At 55.3% G+C, this 23,581-nt stretch carries 24 protein-coding genes and 1 tRNA gene; 7 read left to right on the plus strand and 18 right to left on the minus strand.

The window, feature by feature from the left end; all coding sequences use genetic code 11:
- Positions 1-13: 13 nt before the first annotated feature.
- The 7 genes from AAIH70_RS05345 to tssI all read right to left on the minus strand — a co-directional run bounded on the left by AAIH70_RS05345 (position 14) and on the right by tssI (position 7,141).
- The gene (locus tag AAIH70_RS05345) at positions 14-1,732 is read right to left on the minus strand and encodes an ATP-dependent nuclease (protein WP_430033414.1); all 1,719 of its coding nucleotides are present in this window, start codon (positions 1,730-1,732) and stop codon (positions 14-16) included.
- Positions 1,733-2,191: 459 nt separating this feature from the next.
- Positions 2,192-2,473 (minus strand): hypothetical protein, encoded by a 282-nt coding sequence (locus AAIH70_RS05350; RefSeq protein WP_153352862.1) that lies wholly within the window; start codon positions 2,471-2,473, stop codon positions 2,192-2,194.
- 195 nt (positions 2,474-2,668) lie between these two features.
- Entirely contained in the window at positions 2,669-2,974 is a 306-nt protein-coding gene (locus AAIH70_RS05355) for a PAAR domain-containing protein (protein ID WP_153352861.1), read from the minus strand.
- Positions 2,975-3,006: 32 nt separating this feature from the next.
- On the minus strand, positions 3,007-3,546 hold the full coding sequence (locus tag AAIH70_RS05360; RefSeq protein ID WP_430033419.1) for a hypothetical protein: 540 nt from the start codon (positions 3,544-3,546) through the stop codon (positions 3,007-3,009).
- Between the two features lie 3 nt (positions 3,547-3,549).
- Positions 3,550-4,515: a hypothetical protein gene (locus AAIH70_RS05365; RefSeq protein ID WP_153352859.1), complete on the minus strand. Its 966-nt coding sequence runs from the start codon at positions 4,513-4,515 to the stop codon at positions 3,550-3,552.
- Positions 4,512-4,913, minus strand: a complete 402-nt coding sequence (locus tag AAIH70_RS05370) for a hypothetical protein (protein ID WP_430033422.1) — start codon at positions 4,911-4,913, stop codon at positions 4,512-4,514. Before AAIH70_RS05370 ends, AAIH70_RS05365 begins: the two co-directional genes overlap by 4 nt.
- Positions 4,914-4,984: 71 nt before the next feature.
- Complete coding sequence (gene tssI / locus AAIH70_RS05375; RefSeq protein ID WP_430033425.1) at positions 4,985-7,141, minus strand: type VI secretion system tip protein TssI/VgrG; 2,157 nt, start codon at positions 7,139-7,141, stop codon at positions 4,985-4,987.
- Positions 7,142-7,453: 312 nt separating this feature from the next.
- On the opposite strand from tssI, the gene AAIH70_RS05380 reads away from it, so the two are divergent.
- Positions 7,454-8,377: a hypothetical protein gene (locus AAIH70_RS05380; RefSeq protein ID WP_430033428.1), complete on the plus strand. Its 924-nt coding sequence runs from the start codon at positions 7,454-7,456 to the stop codon at positions 8,375-8,377.
- 15 nt (positions 8,378-8,392) lie between these two features.
- Here AAIH70_RS05380 and traA read toward each other — a convergent pair whose 3' ends face one another.
- Complete coding sequence (gene traA, locus AAIH70_RS05385) at positions 8,393-11,620, minus strand: Ti-type conjugative transfer relaxase TraA (protein WP_430033431.1); 3,228 nt, start codon at positions 11,618-11,620, stop codon at positions 8,393-8,395.
- A gap of 191 nt (positions 11,621-11,811) precedes the next feature.
- On the opposite strand from traA, the gene AAIH70_RS05390 reads away from it, so the two are divergent.
- The 3 genes from AAIH70_RS05390 to AAIH70_RS05400 are packed head-to-tail and all read left to right on the plus strand — an operon-like array spanning position 11,812 to position 14,560.
- Positions 11,812-12,702, plus strand: a complete 891-nt coding sequence (locus AAIH70_RS05390) for an NYN domain-containing protein (protein ID WP_430033434.1) — start codon at positions 11,812-11,814, stop codon at positions 12,700-12,702.
- A complete protein-coding gene (locus tag AAIH70_RS05395; protein WP_430033437.1) occupies positions 12,699-12,998 on the plus strand; it encodes a mobilization protein in 300 nt (99 codons plus the stop codon). Before AAIH70_RS05390 ends, AAIH70_RS05395 begins: the two co-directional genes overlap by 4 nt.
- The gene (locus AAIH70_RS05400; RefSeq protein WP_430033439.1) at positions 12,995-14,560 is read left to right on the plus strand and encodes a type IV secretory system conjugative DNA transfer family protein; all 1,566 of its coding nucleotides are present in this window, start codon (positions 12,995-12,997) and stop codon (positions 14,558-14,560) included. The genes AAIH70_RS05395 and AAIH70_RS05400 overlap by 4 nt, the downstream gene beginning before the upstream one ends.
- A gap of 495 nt (positions 14,561-15,055) precedes the next feature.
- Here AAIH70_RS05400 and AAIH70_RS05405 read toward each other — a convergent pair whose 3' ends face one another.
- Positions 15,056-15,244 (minus strand): hypothetical protein, encoded by a 189-nt coding sequence (locus AAIH70_RS05405; RefSeq protein WP_430033442.1) that lies wholly within the window; start codon positions 15,242-15,244, stop codon positions 15,056-15,058.
- 152 nt (positions 15,245-15,396) lie between these two features.
- On the opposite strand from AAIH70_RS05405, the gene AAIH70_RS05410 reads away from it, so the two are divergent.
- Entirely contained in the window at positions 15,397-16,092 is a 696-nt protein-coding gene (locus AAIH70_RS05410; RefSeq protein WP_430033445.1) for a hypothetical protein, read from the plus strand.
- A 782-nt stretch (positions 16,093-16,874) separates the two neighbouring features.
- Here the strand turns inward: AAIH70_RS05410 and AAIH70_RS05415 are convergent.
- The 4 genes from AAIH70_RS05415 to AAIH70_RS05430 form a co-directional block, all read right to left on the minus strand.
- Positions 16,875-18,131, minus strand: a complete 1,257-nt coding sequence (locus AAIH70_RS05415; RefSeq protein WP_430033448.1) for a type II toxin-antitoxin system HipA family toxin — start codon at positions 18,129-18,131, stop codon at positions 16,875-16,877.
- The gene (locus AAIH70_RS05420) at positions 18,128-18,358 is read right to left on the minus strand and encodes a helix-turn-helix transcriptional regulator (protein WP_430033451.1); all 231 of its coding nucleotides are present in this window, start codon (positions 18,356-18,358) and stop codon (positions 18,128-18,130) included. The genes AAIH70_RS05415 and AAIH70_RS05420 overlap by 4 nt, the downstream gene beginning before the upstream one ends.
- A gap of 218 nt (positions 18,359-18,576) precedes the next feature.
- Positions 18,577-18,867, minus strand: a complete 291-nt coding sequence (locus tag AAIH70_RS05425; protein WP_132276753.1) for a hypothetical protein — start codon at positions 18,865-18,867, stop codon at positions 18,577-18,579.
- Positions 18,864-19,538: a ParA family protein gene (locus tag AAIH70_RS05430; RefSeq protein ID WP_153352846.1), complete on the minus strand. Its 675-nt coding sequence runs from the start codon at positions 19,536-19,538 to the stop codon at positions 18,864-18,866. Before AAIH70_RS05430 ends, AAIH70_RS05425 begins: the two co-directional genes overlap by 4 nt.
- Positions 19,539-20,115: 577 nt before the next feature.
- Between AAIH70_RS05430 and AAIH70_RS05435 the strand changes: the two genes are divergently transcribed.
- Together AAIH70_RS05435 and AAIH70_RS05440 are read left to right on the plus strand one after the other, a co-directional pair.
- Positions 20,116-20,352 carry a hypothetical protein gene (locus tag AAIH70_RS05435; protein ID WP_430033455.1) on the plus strand — a complete coding sequence of 79 codons (237 nt, stop codon included), beginning with the start codon at positions 20,116-20,118 and terminating at the stop codon, positions 20,350-20,352.
- Complete coding sequence (locus tag AAIH70_RS05440; RefSeq protein ID WP_430033458.1) at positions 20,349-21,440, plus strand: tyrosine-type recombinase/integrase; 1,092 nt, start codon at positions 20,349-20,351, stop codon at positions 21,438-21,440. Before AAIH70_RS05435 ends, AAIH70_RS05440 begins: the two co-directional genes overlap by 4 nt.
- A 70-nt stretch (positions 21,441-21,510) precedes the next feature.
- Here AAIH70_RS05440 and AAIH70_RS05445 read toward each other — a convergent pair.
- The 5 genes from AAIH70_RS05445 to AAIH70_RS05465 all read right to left on the minus strand — a co-directional run bounded on the left by AAIH70_RS05445 (position 21,511) and on the right by AAIH70_RS05465 (position 23,568).
- Positions 21,511-21,586, minus strand: a tRNA-Phe gene (locus AAIH70_RS05445).
- 191 nt (positions 21,587-21,777) lie between these two features.
- Positions 21,778-21,987 (minus strand): DNA gyrase inhibitor YacG, encoded by a 210-nt coding sequence (gene yacG / locus AAIH70_RS05450; RefSeq protein WP_132276747.1) that lies wholly within the window; start codon positions 21,985-21,987, stop codon positions 21,778-21,780.
- Between the two features lie 96 nt (positions 21,988-22,083).
- Positions 22,084-22,704 (minus strand): Maf-like protein, encoded by a 621-nt coding sequence (locus AAIH70_RS05455; RefSeq protein WP_132276745.1) that lies wholly within the window; start codon positions 22,702-22,704, stop codon positions 22,084-22,086.
- 9 nt (positions 22,705-22,713) lie between these two features.
- The gene (gene infA, locus AAIH70_RS05460; RefSeq protein ID WP_004435948.1) at positions 22,714-22,932 is read right to left on the minus strand and encodes a translation initiation factor IF-1; all 219 of its coding nucleotides are present in this window, start codon (positions 22,930-22,932) and stop codon (positions 22,714-22,716) included.
- A 156-nt stretch (positions 22,933-23,088) separates the two neighbouring features.
- Positions 23,089-23,568 carry a low molecular weight phosphatase family protein gene (locus tag AAIH70_RS05465; protein ID WP_132276865.1) on the minus strand — a complete coding sequence of 160 codons (480 nt, stop codon included), beginning with the start codon at positions 23,566-23,568 and terminating at the stop codon, positions 23,089-23,091.
- Between the last annotated feature and the right edge of the window lie 13 nt (positions 23,569-23,581).

Consider the following 23,581-nt stretch of genomic DNA (forward strand, 5'->3'; position numbering starts at 1 on the left):
CGGTCTTGGCAGCCTATAGCCGGTTCCACGAACGGATATGGGTGCATAAGTCACTGAGCCGCTCCCGTAGGTCTAGATGATCTAACTCCTCACCTTCAAATACTGATACTACCGAGTGAGCAATCCCAACTTTGTTCTGTTGAAATTGCTTGAGATAGCTGTGTTCTGGGACCTCATCATACAACTCTGCTTTGAAAGGTCCCTTTTTGACTAAGCGCTCGTAAACACCGTTAGGTACATAGTTCTCTATTTCTCGTCCTTCTGTTATCCAGACAAAACCGCCCATTGCTTCAACCTCATCCTTGATTCGCCTCTTAGTGGAGTTGATTGCCACGCGAGGTTTTTTAGCCTTCGCCTTGCCGACGGCGGGTTGTCCAAGATGTCTATCGCTATCAATTACAATTGCGGAATTTCGGTTGAGGCCGAGGATTGATATCAATTCGCGATTGTCCCCGGGCGGGGAGCTTTCCAGGTGGGAAAGCAATCGGCCGCCATAAAACATCATCGAGTAGTGAACCCCTTCTTTCAGTTCACCGTCGGTGAAAAGGTCAATCCACTTGCGAATGTATATTCTATCGGATGGTCCTTCGACCCAGATGACGCCATTCGCTTGTAAGAGGTCGGAAGCCCTGATGTCCAAATCATCTAGTATGGCTCGCTGCTCCAGATACATCGATGATGAAGTTGCAGAGGCGACCCCACTGACATTTTGAACATGGATTATCTGGCTATCCTCGCGTCGCGACGCCCAATCGATGCCGATTGGTGAGTGAGATGTTATGACAAGGATGAAGCCGTGCTCGTCCCGCTTCCGGGCCAAGAAGTTCAGGAGGCGACGTAGCAAGGCCGGATGTAGGTTGTTTTCGGGTTCCTCGACAGCGAATACGATTTTCCTCCAATTCAGACCTCCTAAGACGGAGTGGAGGCGGAGATAGCAGAGGATGATGAATACCGATTGTAGGCTGCTGCCTGACTGTGACAAGCGGACTTCTCCCTTGACACTCTCTTCGAGGAAGATTTCCCAGAGACCATTGTTATCCTCTCTGCATGAAATCCGCTGGAAGTCGCTATCACCTGAGTAAATTTCATTCAGTTCCCTTAGTAAGTCTACCTCCACTGTAGCGCGGGCGTATTGCTCTTGGTTTATGAAGCCACGAATAGCATTTGTCGTTCCTTTCCCATTTGGGGAAAGCGAAAGGGTCGGGTCTCGGATCTCGGGAACAACGTCACGCTCCGCCGCTACCCGGATCAATTTGAAATCCTTGAATGGCCAATTGCTATTGTTGGCGATGTCTGAACCCAATGAACGTGCGGTGTCATCGCTGACACCATCAATTGTGATGCCTTCGAGTAAGGTAACCTGACCTCGTTCGTTGAGTGATTTGGTAATTATGGAATTTGCAAACCTTCTACCGTACTGCCAATGATTGCCCGGCAGGTGGCCGCCGCTGGTGTTTTCCGGAAAGATGCGGCGAAGTTCGGTCTCAGTAAGTGTCGTTGATACAATAACCTCGAATTCCCCTGCTCCGCGCCGATGTTGTCGGGCGACAAATGATTGTCCGTGCGAGGAGGCTAGGTCGAACAGATCCACCAAAGCCGATTTGCCGGTGTTATTTTTTCCAATGATGACGTTAATAGGTTTAATGGATTCAAAACCGGCCGGCACCTCACCGAAGCATTTGTAGTTCTTGACCTTCAACAGAGTATTCTCAAAACCCGAAATTTTAGACATTAAATCACTCAGATTACGGCATTACCTGATTGGCTCAGCCGTATCCTCAGGTGTTTGAATGAATTTTTTGTTGCTTTCGAGAGCTGTTTTGCGGGCCCACCATCCCCAACCGACATGATAATGGCCAGCTTCTCATCGTCGCGCCATCGGCGCCGACGTTCCTGCCCAAGAATCTCAACGCGCATCGCAATCCCCGCATAAGACACGTCGCTAACGACGTCGTTAAATACGTGTCTTAGGCCATCAGGGCGCTAGGCGGCAGGCGGTGCCAATCGGACGGTTACGACCGACCAGCCGTACCGCGAGCTTTTGACCTTCATCCATAACTTGGTGTCCACCTCTTTTTAAGTGGACACCACATGCCAAAGCTCAATCAATTGCAGAAGGTGCGGAGAAATTCGCGCTTACGGTCATGCCGCTGGAGCGCCGCGACAAGCGAAACGCTTCGCTGCCACAGCATCACGAAAAGATGGCCCAAATCATCGCAATCAATAAAAAGGAGACGGTTGCAATCATGACAGGGCGAAAAATATAAAATCTTTGCCAGTTTGTGAGGTTCAGATCATAAATCTGGATTCTGGTGTCGATTTTGAGACGATCCAATCTGCTATCGAGAGAGAAATTCCAAGCATTCGATCTGTAAAATTGGTACTCGAGAAACTGTACCATGGCTTGATGGATTAAAAGGCCTGTCACCGCTGCAACAGTCGCGAATACAGCTGCGAACTCGAGAAAAATCATGTCATCTCCAGACAAAGGTTAATTTTTCCTATCGGAATCGCGTTTTTGGCTGTCTTTTGGTTCACATGAAATTTCATCCGACGTACTCAATATTTCTTGAGTTAAGTCTAATAATTTCGGTCGGATTTAGGATTTATGCTATCGTACAAGATATCCGATCACATCAATCGGGCTGCTGCTGGCATTTGATGGGGGTTACGTACCATCGCCTATGTATACGTCCGGAGAGCCCGTTTGCGCAGTTCCTCCACAGTCGATGGCATCGCCGATACGGCCAGCAGGCTTGCCATTGATGTATACGGTTGACGAGCCGGCAGCTAAAGCGCGCGAATGGGAGGGCTGGGGGCAAGATGGACATCCGTGCGCTACGTAAGCATCTCCAACCCGCATTACCGAGCGATTATTGGCAAACACATTGGAGCTACCACCGGTCGCTTGCGTTGCAGGGAAGTGGCATGAGTGCGCAGAGCCGATGTCTGCTTGCCGGTGAGCACTAGGCATTTATTCATCACTCTTCAGTTGGAACAGAAGCTTCAAGTACGGAGCTCCAAGATCTGTCGTACCAATGGGCCAAGCAAGGATCGGTCGCGTTCATCGAGCTCTGGAGCAGTTGCTGCTGGCCGCGATGCCACGACGAGAGCGATCGCAAAATCATCCCAACCTGCACGCAACAATGCAGACAGGCTCGCGCTAGGTATGGCAGCTGGATTAATCATCAAAGCCGCGAAATCGCCACCGATCTCAGGGCTGATTTTCCAGTCAATAATTTTCGCACGTTCAACAATTTCGCCGAGATTGACCGTGCTCCCGCACCATGAAAGCGCACTACATCCAAGTGGCGTCCAACCTTGACCATCGCATAACTGACGCCAGCGTTCGGCCGGAAAGCCGGAGAGATTCGACAACACCGCGTGTTGAGATGCTATGGCGCGCAAAGCTATCTCAGGGTTCGACGCAGGATTATTCAAAAAATCCAGATAAGTATTTCTCCACTGTCTCTCGGACGAGTGAAGTTCCAACCAAATACCGACCGGATTCGAGCCGTCCGAAAATGTGATAGGAGTTGATAGCATGTTCTACCGCCCCTCATAGAAGATGTGCTGCTTATCAAAATCCACCCAAGGAAGAAATGGGTTGGTCTCGGGCGCTCGTTGACCTGCGTAAAACTCTTGGGTCATTTCCACGGAACGTTGCAGAGCATAATTCTTGTCCGGAAATCCGTAATGTTCTGGCCGTTTCTGCATATCGTCCGTAATACCGTTAATGATTTTGTCCTGTTTTTCTACGATTTCCATGCGTTTGTAATAGCTGTATTCCTCTGATTTCAACTCCCGGAAATACGGATGAACATTGTAGGCTTGGAATGGATATTCTTCCTTTCTGGATTGGTAGAGCTCAGTCCAGAGTGAGTACCACTTCTTAACTCGCCAGAATCCCATCATTGAACCAAGAGACGCTCCGATAAGGGTTTCGCCACCTTTGATATTCAGGGCGGTAGCGCCTTTAAAGAGATTACGTGCGTCTGCTATATAGTACGTTCCGGTGCCAATCGCCGCATCGACGGAAGCACCAGAGACCCAACCAAATGTGTAATCCAAATCCATCAGTGAAAACGGCTTAAGAGCGCTCATCCCATTATGCTGAGCGGACAACGACCGATAGATTTTCTCTGCTGAGTCAAACTCATCGCCCGCCCTCGGAATTTCCGATAGATCTTTATAATCTTTCACTTTCTCGAGACGCTCGAGTTGCTCTGATGCACCGCCCGAGGGTCCAATCCGGTTTGATTGCCCCCCTCCCCTTTCAACCTTCTTCGCTGCTTTCGACATCCCGTAGCCGGCAGTAATCCCTGCACCGTAGAACGTTGCCACACAGGCACAAAGATTCTCTCTTCCGAACAGCAGAAATGTGTGTGCGCCGAGGATTAATGACGCTCCGCTATCGTATCCGATCAGCCAAGACTGGGATTTGGTGCTGTACAACCCGGCCCATGCATTCGGATTTTTCAGGTCGTTGCCATAGGGGAACAAATCATCGCTCATCGGCTGTCTTGGTCTTTTTGAAATGGAACATAAGGGACGAATGGCTTTTTAGGATCGAAGTTACTTTGTCCAGGATATAGGAGGCAGTACAATTTACTCTCATAAGCGACTGCCAGCGGGTAGCAGGTGTCTTCCTTTGTCATTCCTCCGGAATTACACTTTTGAAGACCTTTAAGGATGTCGGTGGATTGGCATCTTTTACTGGGGCATTCGTGCTCGACGATGCGGTGATGACCTTTAGAGTAGAAAATAGTGGTTTTGCTATACTCTCCAAGCGGCTTGATCGCTTCTGATAGCGCTTGATAGGAGCGATCTACCTCTTTCATTTCTCCCATGTTGAAAGTCGACGGGCTGTCCGATGCGAAGTCGAATTTTGCCGCGTCAACTTCGCAGGTCAAGGCGTGGGATATCGAAGAAGTTAGTGTGAGTGACACACATGTCGCCGCGAGGAGTTTGAAAGCCGAGTATGTCAATTTAGGTCGATCCTTCCACCATTGATGACAACTCGCTGCTCTCCGTTGATTTCGGCTTCATCGAAATCAAGGAACAATTTGCTGCCACTGATTACGACAGTGCCATCCTCATGCATCAATATATTAGACTTCCCGCATGTCAGATGGAGCTCGCCCCCGCTATGGACTGTTGTACTATTCTGTGCGGTAAATGACATCGTGTCATTACTCATCAAATTTACGCGCGTCCCCGCGTTGACGCTGTATGACTTACCAACATTGGTCGCCATTCCAACACCGACGTTGACGCCATTGAATATTCCAACACTTTCGGTTTTGTTCTTCTCTACGATAAGCGACAGGTTGCCCTCGCCGGGATTGAGCAGCCCAGGAAAGCCGAGATTTTTGGCAACATCACCGATGCCGGATACAAGGGAAGTCAAGAGCGAGTTCACGACGCGCCCGATTCCACTTGGACCAACGGTAACCATCATATTACCACCGACAACCTCGTGATGGTTGTTTCGAACCTCGATCGATTTGTTGTGTCCAATGGATTGAACCCAATTGTTGTCGATCTGCTCAGTGTGATTGTTCCGGATCTTTTCATTTCGATCCTTCTGGCCATGGATGTAGATTTCTTCCCTGCCCTTGTCATCCTCAAAGCTCAATTCATTGAACCCGACACCTTTATGGGTATTGGTCCGGAACGTGCTCTTCGTCTTGTTCGCCGGAAGCTCATATGGCACCTGTTGCATCGCATTTGGCACCACCCCCGTCACCAGCGGCCGGTCGGGGTCACCGTCCACATAGGCGATCATCACTTCCATGCCGATGCGCGGGATAACCTGACCGCCCCAGGTAGAGCCGGCCCAGTTTTGCGCTACACGTACCCAGCAGGTATCCGATCCGTCCTTCTTCGCCTTGCGGTCCCATGGAAACCACACCTTGATGCGGCCATACTGGTCCGGATGGATCTCTTCGCCCTCGGGACCGGCAACGATCGCCACCTGCGTGCCTTCGATGCGCGGGCGTTTGGTTTCCCGGTGTGGCGTCATCGGCACGCGAGAGGGAACTGCTTCGAACTCGTTGCGATATTCTGGTTCGTTGCTGTTGGTCTCGTAGGAGCGATCCACCACCGTCTGGATCGACTTGATGATCACATGCTCTTCGTAGGCGTGATCGGGATGCGCGACCTCATAGGGCGTAAAACGACGACCGGTCTCGATGATGCGGCTGGTGGAGGCGCCGAACACGCGGTCATGGTCGGCTTCCGATGCTTGGGCACGCAGTTTTTGCGCACGTTCGGCTTCCGCCACCGATGAGATGCGGGCCGGGTATTCGTAAAGCTCGCGTTTCGTGGCATCCGGCATCTGCACCAGAGACGGTGTCATCGTGCCCGGCACCATGCGCGGGGTCTCAAAATTCCAGTCGGCGCCGGCGCGCTGGCCCGGCACGTAGGAGAAACGGCGCGCCCATTCGTTGATATGGTTGCGGTCGGACGAGCCTTGGGCGAGGCGCACTCTCTTTTCGCCCTGCGCCGACGCTGACGGTCCGAGCCAGCCATTGGCCGTATCGGCGACGTGGAGTTTGTGTTTCCCGTCTTCGTGGCTGAACCAGTAGAACAGGCCGTCTTCTTCAAAACGGCGGCAGAGATAGTCGAGGTCTCGTTCGTTGAACTGAACCGAATAATGCTGTTTTGGCGGAGCTGTGATCACACCCGATGTATCGGGGGCCGGAATGCCGTGTTCGGAAAACAGGATTTCGGCGATCTCGATCGAGGTCTTGTCCATCCAGATGCGGCAGTCGGAACGGCGGGTCAGCAGCCACATCTGCGGACGCAGCACCATCGCATAGGAGCGCAGGCCGCGGGTGATCGGCGGACCTTCGTTGAGTTCGGTGACGAGACCGTTGAACGGGCGGCGGATGGCCGGCACGTCTTCGCCATCACCCTGCTGCACTTCGACCGAAACATCGAGCAGACGGCCGATCAGCTCTTCCGGCTTGATCTGCTCCTTCTTGGTGCGGGCGACGAGGCGGATCTCGAACAGCGAGGAAATGCCTTCCTCGATCGTCACGCGCTCGGGCAGGAGCTGGTCTTCACCGAGCGGGGAATTGATTTTCAGGATGCGGCTCGCCTGGATGAAATCGGCGGCGGAAGATGCATTGTCCATAAGTGGCTCCGGCAATCTGAAAACCAAGAAAAGCACAACGGGAACCAGAAAGCGGACACCGGTGATGCCAAAAAATGCACGTCTTAATCGCGGCGAAAACTAGAGCCGCGATCCGTCAGGTCAACCCTGAATGGGCAGGGGTTTGCAGATAGGGGGAATTTACGGGACCCAGCGGTTGCATAAGCTGCCGCGGAAAGCGGGCATTGTCTGTTGCAAAAATCGATGAGACCGGCATCTTTGGTGCCGCGCTTCGATCGAACGGAATTCGGCTTGGGGTGCGGCATGAGGCAAGGCAGACAGGCGGGCGAACAGTTGGCTAGGAAAAAAGACGACAAGGAAGTTATCGCTCCGCCTGCAGACGATGCCGACACCTATGCGCTCAATCGCGAAAAGCCGAACGAACGGCGAGGCGGCGGCTGGACGGTCGCGCTGCGTCGCCGTGGAAAGAAGATCGTGCGGCTGTTCAAGGACAGTATCTACGGATCGTCCGAAGCGGCTTACGCCCAGGCACGTGCCTATCGCGATGCCATCATCACCGCCCTGCCCCCCCCGACCAATCTCGAGCAGGCGGTGAAAATCCGCAAGAACAACAAGAGTGGCATCTCAGGCGTGCGCCGGGTCGAGACCGAAGAGGGTGACGTCTGGCAGGCGACGCTGATGACCAATGAGGGCCAGAAACGCGAGAGCTTTTCCATCGGCCGGCTTGGCGAGGAAGCTGCGAAGTCAGTGGCGATCGCGCAGCGCATGCGCTGGCTAAAGGCGTTGCCAGTCAAACATCTGGCCTATGCCCATCATGCTGAAGAGATCACACGCCAGAACTTTGACCACCAACTCGATGTCGTTGCCGATGTCGCACCGCAGGTGCAGATCAGCGAGGAGGAGGTCGTTGCCCGCATCGCTGCGATCAATGCCCGCTTTGATACCTATCGCCCTCCCCGGCTAAAAGTTCGTGTCAAAAGCTACGGTCGTGGACTATTGGCGGTGGCTGTCTCTGATGGCGGTTCGCCGGCAAAGCGGAAATTGGTCACCCTCAACACGGTGAAGCTGATGCATGGCGGAGCGTTGGCCGCTGCCACCACAATCAGGGACGTCATCGAACAATTCTACAACCCCGGTGTAGGTCATTGGTTTGCCACTGAGCACGGCAATGCGCTGCTCGCGCCGGAGAGCTTTGATCCAGCGATCGGGTTCAACGTCACCGTCTGGGTTCCGGAGAAGCTTCTCGGTTCTGCCTGACTGAGCGTCCATCGATCAAAACCCCAAACTCAAACCTTTGCCGAGCCTCCGAGCCAAAACATAGCGGCGCGACAGTTCCTGCCGTTGAGCATGATCGGCTATGCGTGCCACTTTGACGATCCGGCCGATACGGTCGGCAAGATTCTGATCCAGACGCTCTGTATTCCTGATCAAATCCCGCGGATCGGAACCACCGAACCGTTTTTGCAGCGCCGATACGATCGCGTTGGCCTCGTCCATCGCCTGCTTCCCCTCCGGCGTGTCCATGATTTTCGCGAGAAACACGTTCTTTTCCTCGTGCGGCTTGGCCTCGAGCTCGCTGAGGATGCGTTGGCTACGAGGCGTCAGCCCCGGTACCTCGATCACATCCTGCTTTTCCCGTTTCCAGGTTTCACTCTCCCTCTCTCGATCAAGATGCCGTGCCCAGGCCTCGACGGCAAATCCAACGTGAGCACCAAGCGCGATGGCCGCATGGCGAGCCTCCTTGCGCTGGCCGTTGTCACCGAACATGCCGGTCTTCCCGAGGAGTGGCCCGAACTGTTCCGGCATTTCCGCCGTGGCACGGCCAAGCAACTGGATATCGCCCCCCTGCCCGATGATCATCGACTTCAGGACGGCGGACACGACGGCCGGATCGGCGTAGACCTTGCCGGCCATCTGCCGCACCGTTTCCATCTTTCGGTCCAAGTGCGTAATAGCCTTCGCCTGAGCAACCTCCTCGATGGTCTTGGCATAATGCGTGACCGCCGGCACCAGCGGCTCGACCTTCTCGACGCTCGGCTTTGTGTCCTGCAGACTGGTCGGGTCAAGCCGCACATCGATCTCGCTGCGGATGATGCCTTCCAGCAGACCGCGCCGGTCGGCAAACGCCTTGGTGTAATCGAGCGTGGTTTCCTTGGCGCCCGAGCGGCCAAGGCTGGTGCCAAGCGCTTTCATATCCTTCAGCTCATCCTGCCCAGCATAGAGCCGAACCTGATCACGATGACGGGTCATGGCGACATAGGTCAGATGACGATCCATGGTGGCCGATGCCATGACGAATGCCCTATCGACGGTGGCGCCTTGGGATTTGTGGATGGTGGTCGCATAACCATGGTCAAAAGCCTGGTAACTTTTGACCGGTAGAGTGACGTCACGGGTCATGTTCAGCCCGTTGCCGTCGAGCCGCATTTGTATTGCGTCTGGCTCGACGGCCAGGACCGTTCCCAACATGCCATTCTTCACGCCGAGGTCGCGATTGTTCTCCAGAAGCACGATTCGGTCACCGGGCGCGAATGATCGCGCGCCGTCATTGGTCTGGTAGGCGCGCTCTGACCCTAGCATGTTATCCTGCCCCAGCTGCCCATCCTCTCCACGCGCCAGCTTCCCCTTTTCCTGCAGCGCTTCGCGGATGTCGGCATTGATCGCCCTGACATCGATACGACGATGCGCCAAAGCGATGCGAGAACCGGACGGACGCTGATCGAGATCGGCAAGATAGTCGGCTACGAGATCTACGCGCGTTGCGTCCCTATCGGCAAGGAAACGCACATCCCCCCGCTCGGCATATTTCTCCAGGCCTCCCTGCGTCCGATGGGTGGCAAAGGCGGTCGACGCCTCTCGCTGCCACTCCTGTTTCTGCCGGCGGATTTCCGACAGCTCGACCGCGCCGACTTGCTCGACGATCGCCCGGAACGGCGAGCCGGCGCCGATCGCCTGCAGCTGTTCGTGATCACCAACCAGTACCAGCTTGGCGCCTTTCGCCTGCACCTCGCCGACGAACATCGCCAACTGCCGGCTGCTGACCATGCCGGCCTCATCGATGACAAAAATATCCTGCGGGCCAAGCTCGCCCCTGTCCCGCTGCCAGCCGTAATCCCAGGATGCCAATGTGCGTGATGCGATACCCGAAGATTCCTCCAGACCCTCGGCCGCCTTGCCGGCAAGCGCCGCACCATGGACGCGATATCCCTGACGCTCCCAAGCATCACGCGCCGCCGCCAACATGGTCGATTTGCCAGCACCCGCAAAGCCAACGACGGCCGCGATCTGCTCCGACCCGGTGATGTGCTCGACGGCGGCACGCTGCTCCTGGCTCAAGCCGGCATTGGCGACGTTGCGATCGCGATCCTGTTCGGACATGCGTCCATCGTTCACGCTCTGTTGAAGTGATACGGCAACACCCGCCTTGATTGCGTCATCCTGTACGCCCAGAGCGGCCGCGACGTTTTCGACGTTGATGCCATGGCGTTGTGCACCCCCCATCTCAGATGCGCGCGACGCCATGGTGTGTTCGATCTCCACCATCTCCTTTGTTGAATAGCGCGCCAGTTCGCCATCCTGTTCCGGCCGCAGTTCCACCAGTGCCGGCAACGCCATGACGGCTGCAAAGGCATTCTGGAATTCCTGACCATCGTCGATGTAACGATGCAGCGTGCGCGCCACGTCGTGCCGATCGAACACGCTCTTTTCGCCAGTGATCAGTGTCAGCGCCTGCTCCGGTTTTTCACGGATCAGCGCCGCGTTCTTCTTTGCCGCCGCTGCCTCGTTGCGGGCGCGCGATACGCCAAGCCCGCGCCGGTCCATCTGTGAGGCATGCACGCCCATATGCTCGGTCGGTTCGATCTCGAGGCCGCGCTCCTGGTGCGAGCGATGATCGACACGGATATCGAGGCCAGCCCGCGCCAGTTCACGGTTGGCGTGGTTCTCCCAAGATTGGCGGATATCCCGCAACTGCATGTGCGAGGTCGGCTGATTGTTGTTGAGCAGCCATTTGTTCTCACGCTCGATCAGCGTCTTTTCGCCGAGGCCCTCGGCCGTCACCTCTCGCGTCGTCATCATCACATGCGCATGCACATTGCGGATGTCGGTGTCACCGGTTGGGCGGTGAATGGCAAAGTCGACGGCAGCGCCGTAACGGTCAGCGAGATCCTGCGCGAAGGCGCGGGTCAGCGCGATCTGCCGCTCTCGGGAAAGCTCATGCGGCAGCGCCAGTTCGAATTCGCGGGCAACGCGGGCATCCTTGCGTTTTTCCGCCTGCTCCACCGCATTCCACAAAGCGGCCCGGTCCTTTGCCCATTCCGCCTCAACCCCTTCCGGAGCCAAGATCTCGCAACGATCGACGCCGCGCTTGGCGGTAAAATCATGCATAAGGCCATCGCGTTCGTTCAAAAGGCGGCTTGCGGTGCGGTAGGCGACCGCCGCCACGGCGCTGCGGCCGCCGCTGCGCGCCACCGGCTTCATGCTGCAATGATAAATTGCCATGACCGCCTCCGGACGAGGAAAGAGCGTTTTTGAGCGCTGAGTTGCGCAGCAACTCGTAAGTGCGCCCTTGGAACTCTTTTCGCTTCGCTCCCATCGTTACGGGACTTCCCGCTGCGCGGACACCGTAGGATTCACAGTATTGCGACAAATTCTCAGCGTCGTAGCCTCAGTGCGTACCAAAGGAGGTAAGCATGACCAACTCGGATATCACGACAATGGCGTTGCTGATCGACGCTAACACCACGTCGCCAAAATTTGCTCCGGCACTTCTTTCGGAGATCACCCAATACGGAGTAGTCGGCGTCAGGCGCATCTATACCGACTGGACAATTGCAGCGTCGAACGGATGGAAGGAATTCCTGGCGCTCTACGCCATTCAACCGATGCAGCAGTACACTGACAGCCCCGGCAGGAATGCCGCCGATGGTGCGTTGATCATCGATGCGATGGACCTGTTGCATACGGGACGCTTCTCCGGCTTCCTCCTCGTATCCAGCGATGACTCCCTCGCCCGACTGGCCCTACGCATCCGACAACAGGGTGTCATGGTCTACGGCTTTGGCGAGCGACATACGCCCCGCTCATTCATCACCGCCTGCGACCGGTTCGTCTACCTCGACACACGGGAACCATCATCTTCTGAGCCGGAAAGTGTAGAGCCGCAGGACGCCGGTCGCAGTCCGCTTCGCGCGCTAATCGACAAGCGCGTGATGGCGAAAGCGAAGGAGGTATGCCCGCCCCCCGGCCAGCAGAGGCTGGCAAAACAACGGTGCAGGTTTGACGACCCGGTCTTCGACGAAATCGCGCAAGCGGTCTACGCCATCGCCGACCAGGACGGCCGAGCGACACTGGGCGCTGTGGGTACGCAAATCCTCAAGCAGATGCCGGGTTTCGATGTCCGCGACTATGGCTATGCCAAGCTGAGCGATCTCGCGGAGGACTGCTTCTTCCTGGAGGTCGAACGGGTCGGCGACATCATGCAGGCGATCACCGTCAGGCTCGTATCGATCCATTCGGACGTACCGATACCCATGGACGATCACGGGAGGCATGAAGATCGTCGGCAAAGTGGCGGCCAATGACCCGCAAGCCTATCCCGCAAAGGATTGCCGAACTCGAAGAGCGGCGACGGGTTCTGATGACGCGTCTGGGCAAACAGGAGCGCGCCCGCGACACGCGACGAAAGATCCTCATCGGCGCTCTTGTTCTCCACCGGCTGGAGAATGCCAGGGATCCAGCTTTTTCGATGCGGTTGCGCGACTGGTTGCGCGCCGAGCTTCCCGGGTTTCTCACCCGGGAAGGCGACAGCCAGATGTTTGACGACATTCTCGGTTCTGGACCAGCTCAACCTGGACACGATCGTGAGGAAGGTCGATGAGCTTTTCCCATATCCTCAAGTCGCTGTTGGCCGCGCCATTATTCGTGCTCATCTGTATGATCATCGGAACGGTGTTTTCCGCGCTGATCCTGCTGATCAATTCTGCCATCCTGGTCATCGGTGACGTATCACCAGGACGGATCAGCGAAACGATTGCGTTGGTCGCCCAGTATGTCCCGATGGTCTTTGGCATTCTCGGCGCCCTCTCCGCCTTCATGACGGACGGTCCAATCCCTGCCGTGTTCGGGACTGCGCGATGGGCGGACAGGAAGGAGAGGAAACAGCTCACGGCCGGGAACGATGGCCTCCTGATCGGCCGCGATCCGCAGACAGGCGAACTCCTCCGTTATGACGGACCGGCGCATTTGCTGACCATGGCGCCAACCCGAACCGGCAAGGGCGTCGGCACGATCATTCCCAATCTGCTGACGGCGGATAGATCGGTGATCTGTATCGACCCAAAGGGCGAGAATGCCAAGGTCACCGGCCGCGCACGGCAGATGTTTGGGCCGGTCTTCTACCTCGATCCGTTCGAGGTCACCGGCCGGCCAGGTTCGGCATTCAATCCGCTCGATGGTCTGATGGCCGACGGGATGGATGTGGCCGAAGATGTCGGCATGCTCGCCGACGCAATCGTCGTAGACGAACCGGGCATGTCTGGTGATGCGCATTGGAACGAGGAAGCGAAAGCGCTGATTGCTGGCCTACTGCTCCATATCGTTGCAGCTGAGCCACCAGGCGAAAGCAATCTTGGCACGCTGCGCAAACATCTGACGCTGGCACCTCAATCGTTCGCAGCATTGCTGGCGGACATGCAGGTCATGCCGGACTGCAACGGGCTGATCGCCCGGACCGCCAACAGGCATCTCGGCAAGTCCGATCGCGAGGCGTCCGGCGTGTTGTCGGCGGCGCAGCGGCACACCCATTTTCTCGACAGCCCACGCATGACGACCGTCATGGCACGATCGGATTTTGCCTTCTCGGATCTGAAACGGCGGAACGCATCGGTGTTCCTGGTGCTGCCACCAGATCGGCTTTCGACCTATTCGCGATGGCTGCGGCTGCTCATTACCCAGAGCCTGACCGACATGGCACGCGACGCGACCACGCCCCGCCACCCGGTGCTCTATCTCCTCGATGAGTTTGCAGCTCTCGGCCACCTCGCTCCGGTTGAACGCGCCATGGGCTTGATGGCCGGTTATGGCGTGCAACTCTGGCCGATCCTGCAGGATATTCATCAGCTACGGGCGGCGTATGGGAAACGCGCCGGCACGTTTCTATCGAATGCGGCCGTGCTTCAGGTGTTTGGGGTCAATGATGTGGAAACGGCCGAACTCATCGGCAAGGCGATCGGAAAGACCGATGCAGTCTACACCACACAGTCCTGGGGCGATGGAAAGACATCGACATCGCAGCACATATCGGCGCGGGATCTGATCAACCCGGATGAGATCATGCGGTTGCCGCCGGACCGGATGATATTGCTTCGGCAGGGACAACGGCCGATTTGGGCTGAGAAGTTGAAATACTTTGAGGACGCGGAGTTTGAGCAATGGCTCTAGTAAGGCTCGCGTTGATTGATCGGAGGATGTAGTGCCTATTTACGGTGGATGATCGTTTCGACAATCGCTGCCACGAATGCGAAACCAACGACAATCAACGTCGAAATGCCCAGCCCTCCGGATAAGTCCGTGACTTTGCCATCGCCGCTAACTCCTCCAATTGAGAAACTCAGCCCCAGCGACTGAAACGTCTGCTGAGCTCGCAGCTACCCCGAAGGTCGCAACCAAGGCCCTGCGTAGAGTATATTCTGGCTCCGGTATTAGCGGAGAATTAGCTAAAAGCCCGCAATTGTTAGGACGGGGGCAGCAAGCACGAACCAGTCGACCGCTCCAATGGGAGCCTCAGTGCACCTATACCAACACAGACGCTGAATGCTGAGATACCAATCGTCGTTGGAGCAAGTTGATGGCCGGCTTTTTTCGGCGGTCGAATGTTGGGCCGCAGCCCCTTTTTCAATCGAGATCAAAACCCCTTAGCCCGGCAACTCCGATCCATCACTCTTCCTGCTCAGCAGAGGTGCCGGGATCGCCTTTGTTTGCCTCTCTGAGCCGAAGCTCTTTCTCTATTGCCTCACGGATAAATGCCGCGACCTGATAATTGCCAACCAGTGCCTTTATCCTTGCACGTGTTTCCGGCGAAAGGCGGACCTTGGTTTCTTCAACGTTGAGCGGCGGACGTCCCATATTCGACAGTCGATATCCGTTGTTATTCGGCCTCACGATGTAGCGTTGACGCAATAAACGGGGACGTTTACTATCGGGTCGCTATCGGCCGAATGACGTGCTCCAACACGTTACTCGGCCTGACCACATTCAAGCTATTGGGAGCTCAAATCATGGCTGATTCTGAGACTAGCAGAACTTTGCCTGAAGATGCCCGCAGAAAACGCAAAATTCGCACGGGTCGTGACACCGAACTTCCATCGCGGATCACTCGGCAAAACCTTTTGAGGGCAACCGCGAAAGTATTGCTGTCGCGTACCTCCGAATTGGAGAAGTCACCAGAGCGGAACGTGCCAGGTCCAACGTCAACGGCACGCCTTTGGCTCAACTGGTATCAAGCCCATCAGCGACGGGTCCGTATTACCAAGTATCAGCAGAAGATCGAGGCGAAGGTGCGAGCGATGGCCGGGGCATTTCCGGTGGTCCGAATCGAGATCTCCGCCGATGAGCCGGATGTGACCGTCTATTCGCTTGCCGAAATCAATCGACTGAAATCCCGCGTTGCTCCGGAAAAATTGGCAGCCGCACGATCTCTTATGCGGAAACGTCGGGAGAATTGGAATGCTGCCGATAGGAAGCTTGGGTACAGCCCTGCGCTAGCTTTCGAGCACGATTTGGCGGAACAGGAACAACGGCTGTCGCGCGTGCTTTCCTTATCGAAACCGAAAACATCTGTAGAAGTTGCTGCGAAATTGCATTGCCTTTTGAGCATGCACGATCCCGGCAATAAATTCACTGATGCCCCGTGGGCAGATTTGAGAAGAATATTGCTCGACCTCATCGAGGTTATTCGGTCCCCTACTCTGTAAAAATCCCCCTGCCAATCCTTGCCACGGTTTCTTATAGGTGCCGCGCCGCAGGGTGATTCAGCCGGGGCACGGCATCCGCTGTATCAGTGATACCAGACTAACCGGAAACCTCGGTTTCACCCCGCTCGCCCTGGAGCACGAGCTAAGGAACAGATACTCTTGGGAAAGAATCTGCCTGTCCATCTCAGTGCACGACGCTGACCAGCTTACTCCACACCGAACATAGGGTTTCAGACGCACCCAAAGACAATCTACCTCGTCGCATCGAAAAGTAGCATTACGATATTTGCCGTTCAAATTTTGCGACGATGCGAATGGCAAAATCTCTCACGGAAATGGCTTCGATTTCCCGATACTTTTTCTTTCCCTGGAATGAAGTGATCAGAGCAAGCGGCAAGAAGGTCACCCCATAATCTCTTTCGAATAATAAACGTATATCTATTTTTGAGAAAAATTCATGTTCATTGATACGATGCCTAGACGCAATTTCCTGAATATATATTCGGAATCTTCCCCCGATATAAATTCGAAATTGTTGAATGTATCTGACGAAGATACTTTTCTAGCGTCGATATTTTCGTAATAATTATTCAAGACGGATTGAATAAATTCAATAACGAAATCTATTTTTCCGGGTCCACAGTGAAACCTCTCAGTCAGTACGCTGCCTTTGGAAGAATCGTCTCTTGCAAAAACTGCGTCAGGAAACTCGGCTCATTCCGGCATTTGGCGACACATTGATCAAGAGCGATCAAGTCAGCGGCGAGTAGCCAACTGGACATTTATCCGACTGACAGAGACACCAGAATAGCGCGGCTCTGGACCGATTCGGACACTTCTGCGGTAGCAGCTAGATCACCCCGGACGATCGCTGAGGCACCCCGCCCGTGCTTCATCACAGCCCCGCATAGTTCGAAAATACGCCGGCGAACCAGAGCAAAACCGATCCCGGCATCTTTCGCAAATGCCTTCCATCCATCGGCATCCATCTCAGCCAAGGTCGCTCGCTTCCCAATCCTCATGGCCATTTTTGACGACAAGTCAGGGTAGGCTACCGTCGAAAGCAAATCATACAGTGGCGCCATTCTGGGTCCCTGGTCGTCGTAAAGGATCGAGTAATTCTTGCCGTGAGCATCGGCATTTCCGACAATGAGATTGAAAATCGCTGCATCCAGCAGCTTCGCGATATCCGTCGCCGGCCGCGCCGACACACGCCGCAGCAGCTCAAAGCAATCCTTGAAGGTCGGCCCGCCTTCGCTGGCATATTTGCTTTCCGGTGGCACCCCGAGCGCCTGACAAAAATCTTCCTGGTGGACACGGTGCATGACGCCGAGATCATCGCGCACGCGATCATATCGCTCGACCAAGAGGAATGGACGGCCCTCCGCAGTCCTTGCCTCTACCGGGGCAACGTCAAGGCCTATCGCGGCGGCGAGGCTCATCACGAATGCTTCGTTTTCGGTCGTGCCTTTAAAACGCGCTATCGGCGGCTTGAGAATGTGCGTGGTCGGTTGCCCCGGCAATGGAAGGGCAATCCGCCCATTAATGACCACAACAGGCACCTTCGATTGCGCGCCAGCCAAAGATAGCCTCAACCCCTCCTCCCCGGCTAGTAGAGGCCTGTTAGGAAGAGCGTCCAGTATTCGGACGATCCCGGCATCATCCAGTGGTGTCGGCTGAGTCCCGGCATTCACCGTTACATCAGGCGGCAACTCACCGTCCGGCAGCAGCTGAAGCGCACCGGCGACGTCGCCGCCTAAACGATCGAGAAGCGCGAAGTCGTTCCCTGGCGAAACGCCCAGAGCCTGTGCAGCAACCAGGCGCTGGCTCTCTTCAGGGAGAAGCCCACCAAAAAATGGGCGGCATTCGCGACGAGAGAATTGTTCCGGCCGCTTCGGCAAAGAGGCGGAAAGCGGCGGCGTCGCCTGATCGCCAAGCCATGCGTCTGCATACTGAAAAGCGATATCACCGTGTTTGTCCTGGGTAAACTGGCCGACGACACGGCTATCCCACCATACGTTGAGAACCTTAGTCGTCATCGCCTGCGCTCACCAGGTTCCAAAATGTCGATCGAACAACCGAGCGTTTGCAGAACTTGCAATACTTTTCCGATCTGCGCTGTCGGCTTGCCGGCTTCGAGATCGACAATGAACCGCAGGCCAACCCCCGCGACACCGGCAAGCTCGTCCTGCCGCAAGTTTTGTTCCTTGCGTGCGGTTCTAACCAGGGCGCCGATATCGGCTGGACTATTCACTTGTTTTGCCATTTAAATTTCCCGATCGGGAAAATAACAGCGTATGCGCCGGATTGTCCAGAAAATTTTCCCGATCGGGAAAACACCCCATGTGAACGAGAAAACATCCACCAAAATTCCCGAACGGGAATATTTTCGTTTAGTAAAAGTGCTCTGCAAACCAAAAAAGAGCGTTAACGTTGACGCATCAACGTTGATCTTAACGCATCATGACGCTTTACGCAGAATACTCAGACGCCCGCTCGATCCATCAACTCTTTCAATGCTTCAGGGTAAGACATCCTGTTCTGTTCGCAGAACTGCAAGAACCGGTTGAAGGTCGTCACTGGCGGTCGGATATTGAGATTGGCAGACGGTTCAGACGGCTTTCGCCGTGTCAGCTTTTGTATAGGCTCTCGAGCAACGAACCCGTGTCGATCACCGATCGCGTCGACCTTGGCATCGGTGACGCCAAGACTGTCGTCTTTGTCAGGGGTGATATTGGCAAGCCTGCCGCCAAATCCTAAATTTTTCCCGCTCATGCCGCTTCCTTCGCGCCAATTACCAGATTGACCAGTTCCTCAGCCAGCCGGAACGCGTTGTCACGCGCTGCCGGCAAACCATTGACATCGCGGCTATCGAGCTCATTCAAATCGAGTTGGTAGAAAAACATAGCTTTGTAAGCTGAGCGCTCATTCAGGTGGTTGCGAAACATTGGCACTTCGCTCGCTTTAAGCTGGGATGTAATCTGCCGCTCCAATTTAGTTGCGATTGCAGGCGACGTCCGTGTGAACAGGATTTGATAGGGTATGATCTTCTCAAATGCCTGCTCTTCTTCCTGAATGAGGTTGATCGCACGCGCGGCGAGCTCAGCATCCGTTGGGCTTGCTTGAATAGGGATGACGACCAGTTGAGCTCTAGCGAGCGCCCTGGACATAAGCCGGCTTGCTGTTCCCTCTAGATCGACAAAAACGAACTGGAACTTTTTACGATACTCATCGAGCTTTGCTGTGATGGAACTCTCGGTGACGTCGCCATCGACAAGCACCGGATTTCGGGAAGAACCCGCCCTCCAACCCTTGATCGCTCTATTGGGATCGCAATCCAAAATAACCACGCTAGCCCCCTGCTCCGCCAGAGAGGTTGCAAGAACTAGTGTAGCGGTCGATTTCCCTGCCCCGCCTTTAGGATTAGCTACGGTGATGACAGGCATATCCGATCCCCATTTCCGGTTTAACGTTGACGCATTACCACGCATCATGATGCCTTACAACGCTTCACCGTCAACGCGCGTCAATCATAACGCAATTATGTGTTGCCAACCAAATTTGCAACGGTCTGAATTGATGCCACTTTTCTAGTTAGGCAATGTTTTTCATATGCCCCGGCACACCCCCGTAAACCTCGATTATCCCGCTCAAAAGAGCGCTCATTAAGCTGATTACTGGTCGGATCTCAGGCCGAACAATACCGACATGCTTGGCTTCTGTTCGATGGCATTCCGCTGAGCAAATCCTGATCCGCGGTATTCAAGAATCAAAAAATGAGTTTGATGATCAAACGCCCCGCCATGTTCTTCTTTCGTTCTACGTAGAATTCTACAGTTTCCAGAACTCGTGGAATCGTAGTCCAATGGACCACATGAAAACATTTCGGAGAGAGCGGCGCACCTTCGTTAGTCGTCAAATGGTGTCAAACCAATGGTGCACTGGTTTCCGCAGAACCTTGAAGCGATCGCATAAACATTCTGCCCCAAGCCGAAACTACAAACTAGCAAAAGGAAAAACGCAATGGCGAATGCACTTTTGAATATCCGCATCGTTCAGCCGCGAATGATTTCATTGAAGCAAGCAGCAGACTATGTCGGCCTGCCACTGAAACGATTTCCAAGGATCTGCTCGGTCCGACCAGTCGAAATGCCTGAAAGCGAGAAGCGGTATGATATCCGCGATCTCGATCAGTGGCTCGATCAACTCAAAGCGGGCGACACCGAAGCCGATCAGGACATCTTGGAGCGACTGGGATGACAAAGGCGGAACGGAGACGATCCAACAAATACAAGGGCTGGCAGATCTTCCGGGATAGGAATGGTGACTGGCGCTGCTATCACCGCAAAACTAGAGCTACGATTGATTGCCGAAAGTTCGAAACCTACTCGCTCGCATTTGACATGGAGATCCACCGGATCAACGAGACGATGATCGAGAAACAAAGCAAGCCGGGAACGCTTGGCATGCTAATAACAAAGTATCGTGCCGGCACAAGATTCCAAAAAGAACTCGCACCGCGCACCCAATCTGACTACCAAAAATGCTTCGATTACCTCCAGGCTATAGAGGACACGCCGCTGGACCGGTTCACGCCGCCGCTTGTCGCGAAAATTCGAGACAAGGCACTTGAGAAGCGCCAGTTCAGGTTTGCCAACTATGTACGCTCTGTACTTTCGGTCATTTTCGATTGGGGCCTTGAGTACGGGTACACGACGGACAATCCTGCGGCGAAAGTCAAACCTGCAAGACGACCCAAAACTCTACCGGACGCCAACCGCCCATGGACGGACGCTGAGCGCGAAACAGTGCTGGCAGCCCTTCCGGCGCATATGGAGCTCGCTATCGCACTCATGATGTTCTACGCACTGGATCCTCAGGATGCATTGGCACTCCCGAGATCGGCGATAAGCGAGAAAGGTCTCGATACGCGCCGCAACAAAACCGGCCGCCCGATTTACCTTCCTCTATTTGAACCCGTCGCATCAGCCATGGCGCGGGCACCGAAACACGATGCCGTTACAATCTGCGCTAACAGCTGGGGCCGCCCTTGGACCTATAGCGGTTTCAGCTCAAGCTGGATCACGTTGAAAGGAAAGATGGAGGCAGAGGGTGTCATCCAGCCAGGACTGACACTCAAAGGGCTCAGACACACAGTGGCAACCATCTTGGCCGAAATGGGCAAGGACCACGGAACGATCGCGCTCGTGCTTGGCCATGCCACCGAAGCGATGGCAAAACACTATTCGAGACGCGCGGACATGACTCGGCGTGCAACATCCGCGGTCAGCGATTTTGAGGCCGAATTGAACAAACGGAAAACGAACTCTGTCAAACAAACAGTTTGAAACTGTCAAATCTCTAAACTGAGAAGGTAATGAGAAAGTGAAAAACAATATCTACGTCAAGGACATAGAATGGTGCCCGGAGGCGGATTTGAACCACCGACACGCGGATTTTCAATCCGCTGCTCTACCAACTGAGCTATCCGGGCATCTTGGCTTTTTTCGAAGCCTACCAGCCGTTTCCGGCTGACCAGAGGATGTTTCCTCCGGGAGCGAGCGGGGTTATAACATCTTGTTCGGCCATGGCAAGCGCCCCATTGCAATTTTTTGACAGTTCCACGATTTTATCAAAATCGACCTGTGCAAAACCGCGAAAACGCCTGCAAACCAAGCGCTTACATCAATTATCGTCGAAGTCGTCCGCCTTTGATTCATCGTCCGCGACCGGGATGGCATAGGAACCCTTCAGCCATTTCGACAAATCGAGCGTACGGCAGCGATCAGAGCAGAAAGGATAGTGGTCACGCGCCGACGGCTTTTTGCAGACGGGGCATGGCATGGTCTTGCGCAAGGGTTCCACCTTGCCGCCAGTCCTGATCGGATCAGACATGGATCGTCCTTTCAATATTCGTCCGAGAGCCGCCATCCCTTTAAAGGGAGCGACCAGCCCGCTTGCGGGCCAGTCTGTTGCGGCATCTCACGTGGCTCAGCCCTCGGCCCAGCCGGTCGTCACGTCAAAACCCTCGCCGGACAGCAGGCCAAGCGTCTCATAGAGCGGCAGGCCGACGACATTGGTATAGGAGCCGACAAGTTTCTGCACGAAGCCACCGGCGATACCCTGAATGGCATAAGCGCCTGCCTTGCCACGCCACTGGTCGGAGGCGAGGTAGTGTTCGATCTCGTCGCCGGACAGGCGTTTGAAGCGCACCTTGGTTTCGACGACGCGAATGCGCGCCTGACCACCGGGGGTAATCAGGCAGATGCCGGTATAAACCTTGTGGCCGCGACCGGAGAGGAGATGCAGCGCTGAAGACGCTTCATCCGAGTATTCCGTCTTCGGCAGAATGCGCCGCCCGACGGCCACCACCGTGTCGGCCGAGAGAATGTAACTATGGCGCCATTCGAGATCGCCCTTCAGCACAGCAAGCGACGCTTCCGCCTTTTCCGTCGCAAGACGACGGGCGAGCGAGCGCGGATGCTCCGACTTCTTCGGGGTCTCGTCGATATCCATCGGCATCAACCGAGCCGGCTTGATGCCGGCCTGGTTGAGCAGGTCGAGTCTGCGCGGAGACCCGGAGGCCAGGATGAGTTTCTGTTCCTGTGCCATGAAGACCGCTTACTTGAAGCGGTAGGTGATCCGACCCTTGGTCAGATCGTACGGGGTCATTTCCACCAGAACCTTGTCGCCGGCGAGAACGCGGATACGGTTCTTGCGCATGCGGCCGGCGGTGTGAGCGATGATCTCGTGTTCGTTTTCCAGCTTCACGCGGAAAGTCGCGTTCGGCAACAGTTCCGTCACGACGCCCGGGAATTCGAGAACTTCTTCTTTAGCCATCTAGAGCTTGTCTTCCTGTTTTCTTGAATGCGGAATAGGCCGCCGAACCGGCAGCCTTGAGAATTTGCGCGGAAACTACACAATCAGCGGCGCTTTGTGAACATTGATTCTCGGTCTTGTTCGCAAGCGCCGAAATCAATGCTTTTGCGGCACCCGTCAGGGCGTTTGCGCACGGTGGCGCAGACGACGCGCCAGACGTTCATCGATCAACGCCCAGAGCCGGTCCCGCACACCGCGATAGGCTTCCAGCCGCTGTTCGCGCGAACCGGTCTCCACAGTCGGATCGGGCGTCGGCCAGTAGATCACCTCGACCGCGTTCGACCGCGTCAGTTCAAGGGCCGCGTGATGCGCCTCAGGTGCCAGCGTGATGATCAGGTCGAAAAAATCGTCCTCGAGGTCTTCCATCGTGCGCGGCACATGGCGTTTTTTCAGCTCTAGCCCGAGCTCCTCCAGCACGACGCCTACAAACGGATCAGCGTCGCCGGCCTTCACCCCGCCCGACTGGATATAGATATCAGGTGGCAGAAGGTGTTTTGCAATGACTTCCGCCATTGGCGAACGAATGGCGTTCATACCGCAGACGAACAGGATCGCGTTCGGGCGCTCTATATGGGTTTCGAAAGGAGGGCTATCCATGGTCTCCATGGAG

The organism is Neorhizobium sp. BT27B (assembly GCF_050455485.1).
Lineage (GTDB): Bacteria > Pseudomonadota > Alphaproteobacteria > Rhizobiales > Rhizobiaceae > Neorhizobium.

Excerpts from the sequence above, each read along its gene's own strand:
- AAIH70_RS05390 (WP_430033434.1), top strand. The coding sequence starts at position 11,812 with ATGACCAACTCGGATATCACGACAATGGCGTTGCTGATCGACGCTAAC.
- AAIH70_RS05365 (WP_153352859.1), bottom strand. The coding sequence starts at position 4,515 with ATGAGCGATGATTTGTTCCCCTATGGCAACGACCTGAAAAATCCGAAT.
- AAIH70_RS05350 (WP_153352862.1), bottom strand. The coding sequence starts at position 2,473 with ATGATTTTTCTCGAGTTCGCAGCTGTATTCGCGACTGTTGCAGCGGTG.
- yacG (WP_132276747.1), bottom strand. The coding sequence starts at position 21,987 with ATGTCTGATCCGATCAGGACTGGCGGCAAGGTGGAACCCTTGCGCAAG.
- infA (WP_004435948.1), bottom strand. The coding sequence starts at position 22,932 with ATGGCTAAAGAAGAAGTTCTCGAATTCCCGGGCGTCGTGACGGAACTG.
- AAIH70_RS05430 (WP_153352846.1), bottom strand. The coding sequence starts at position 19,538 with ATGCCTGTCATCACCGTAGCTAATCCTAAAGGCGGGGCAGGGAAATCG.
- AAIH70_RS05415 (WP_430033448.1), bottom strand. The coding sequence starts at position 18,131 with ATGACGACTAAGGTTCTCAACGTATGGTGGGATAGCCGTGTCGTCGGC.
- AAIH70_RS05405 (WP_430033442.1), bottom strand. The coding sequence starts at position 15,244 with ATGGGACGTCCGCCGCTCAACGTTGAAGAAACCAAGGTCCGCCTTTCG.
- AAIH70_RS05360 (WP_430033419.1), bottom strand. The coding sequence starts at position 3,546 with ATGCTATCAACTCCTATCACATTTTCGGACGGCTCGAATCCGGTCGGT.
- AAIH70_RS05465 (WP_132276865.1), bottom strand. The coding sequence starts at position 23,568 with ATGGATAGCCCTCCTTTCGAAACCCATATAGAGCGCCCGAACGCGATC.
- AAIH70_RS05425 (WP_132276753.1), bottom strand. The coding sequence starts at position 18,867 with ATGAGCGGGAAAAATTTAGGATTTGGCGGCAGGCTTGCCAATATCACC.
- AAIH70_RS05440 (WP_430033458.1), top strand. The coding sequence starts at position 20,349 with ATGACAAAGGCGGAACGGAGACGATCCAACAAATACAAGGGCTGGCAG.
- tssI (WP_430033425.1), bottom strand. The coding sequence starts at position 7,141 with ATGGACAATGCATCTTCCGCCGCCGATTTCATCCAGGCGAGCCGCATC.
- AAIH70_RS05435 (WP_430033455.1), top strand. The coding sequence starts at position 20,116 with ATGGCGAATGCACTTTTGAATATCCGCATCGTTCAGCCGCGAATGATT.
- AAIH70_RS05420 (WP_430033451.1), bottom strand. The coding sequence starts at position 18,358 with ATGGCAAAACAAGTGAATAGTCCAGCCGATATCGGCGCCCTGGTTAGA.
- AAIH70_RS05395 (WP_430033437.1), top strand. The coding sequence starts at position 12,699 with ATGACCCGCAAGCCTATCCCGCAAAGGATTGCCGAACTCGAAGAGCGG.
- AAIH70_RS05455 (WP_132276745.1), bottom strand. The coding sequence starts at position 22,704 with ATGGCACAGGAACAGAAACTCATCCTGGCCTCCGGGTCTCCGCGCAGA.
- traA (WP_430033431.1), bottom strand. The coding sequence starts at position 11,620 with ATGGCAATTTATCATTGCAGCATGAAGCCGGTGGCGCGCAGCGGCGGC.
- AAIH70_RS05400 (WP_430033439.1), top strand. The coding sequence starts at position 12,995 with ATGAGCTTTTCCCATATCCTCAAGTCGCTGTTGGCCGCGCCATTATTC.
- AAIH70_RS05345 (WP_430033414.1), bottom strand. The coding sequence starts at position 1,732 with ATGTCTAAAATTTCGGGTTTTGAGAATACTCTGTTGAAGGTCAAGAAC.
- AAIH70_RS05410 (WP_430033445.1), top strand. The coding sequence starts at position 15,397 with ATGGCTGATTCTGAGACTAGCAGAACTTTGCCTGAAGATGCCCGCAGA.
- AAIH70_RS05355 (WP_153352861.1), bottom strand. The coding sequence starts at position 2,974 with ATGCCTAGTGCTCACCGGCAAGCAGACATCGGCTCTGCGCACTCATGC.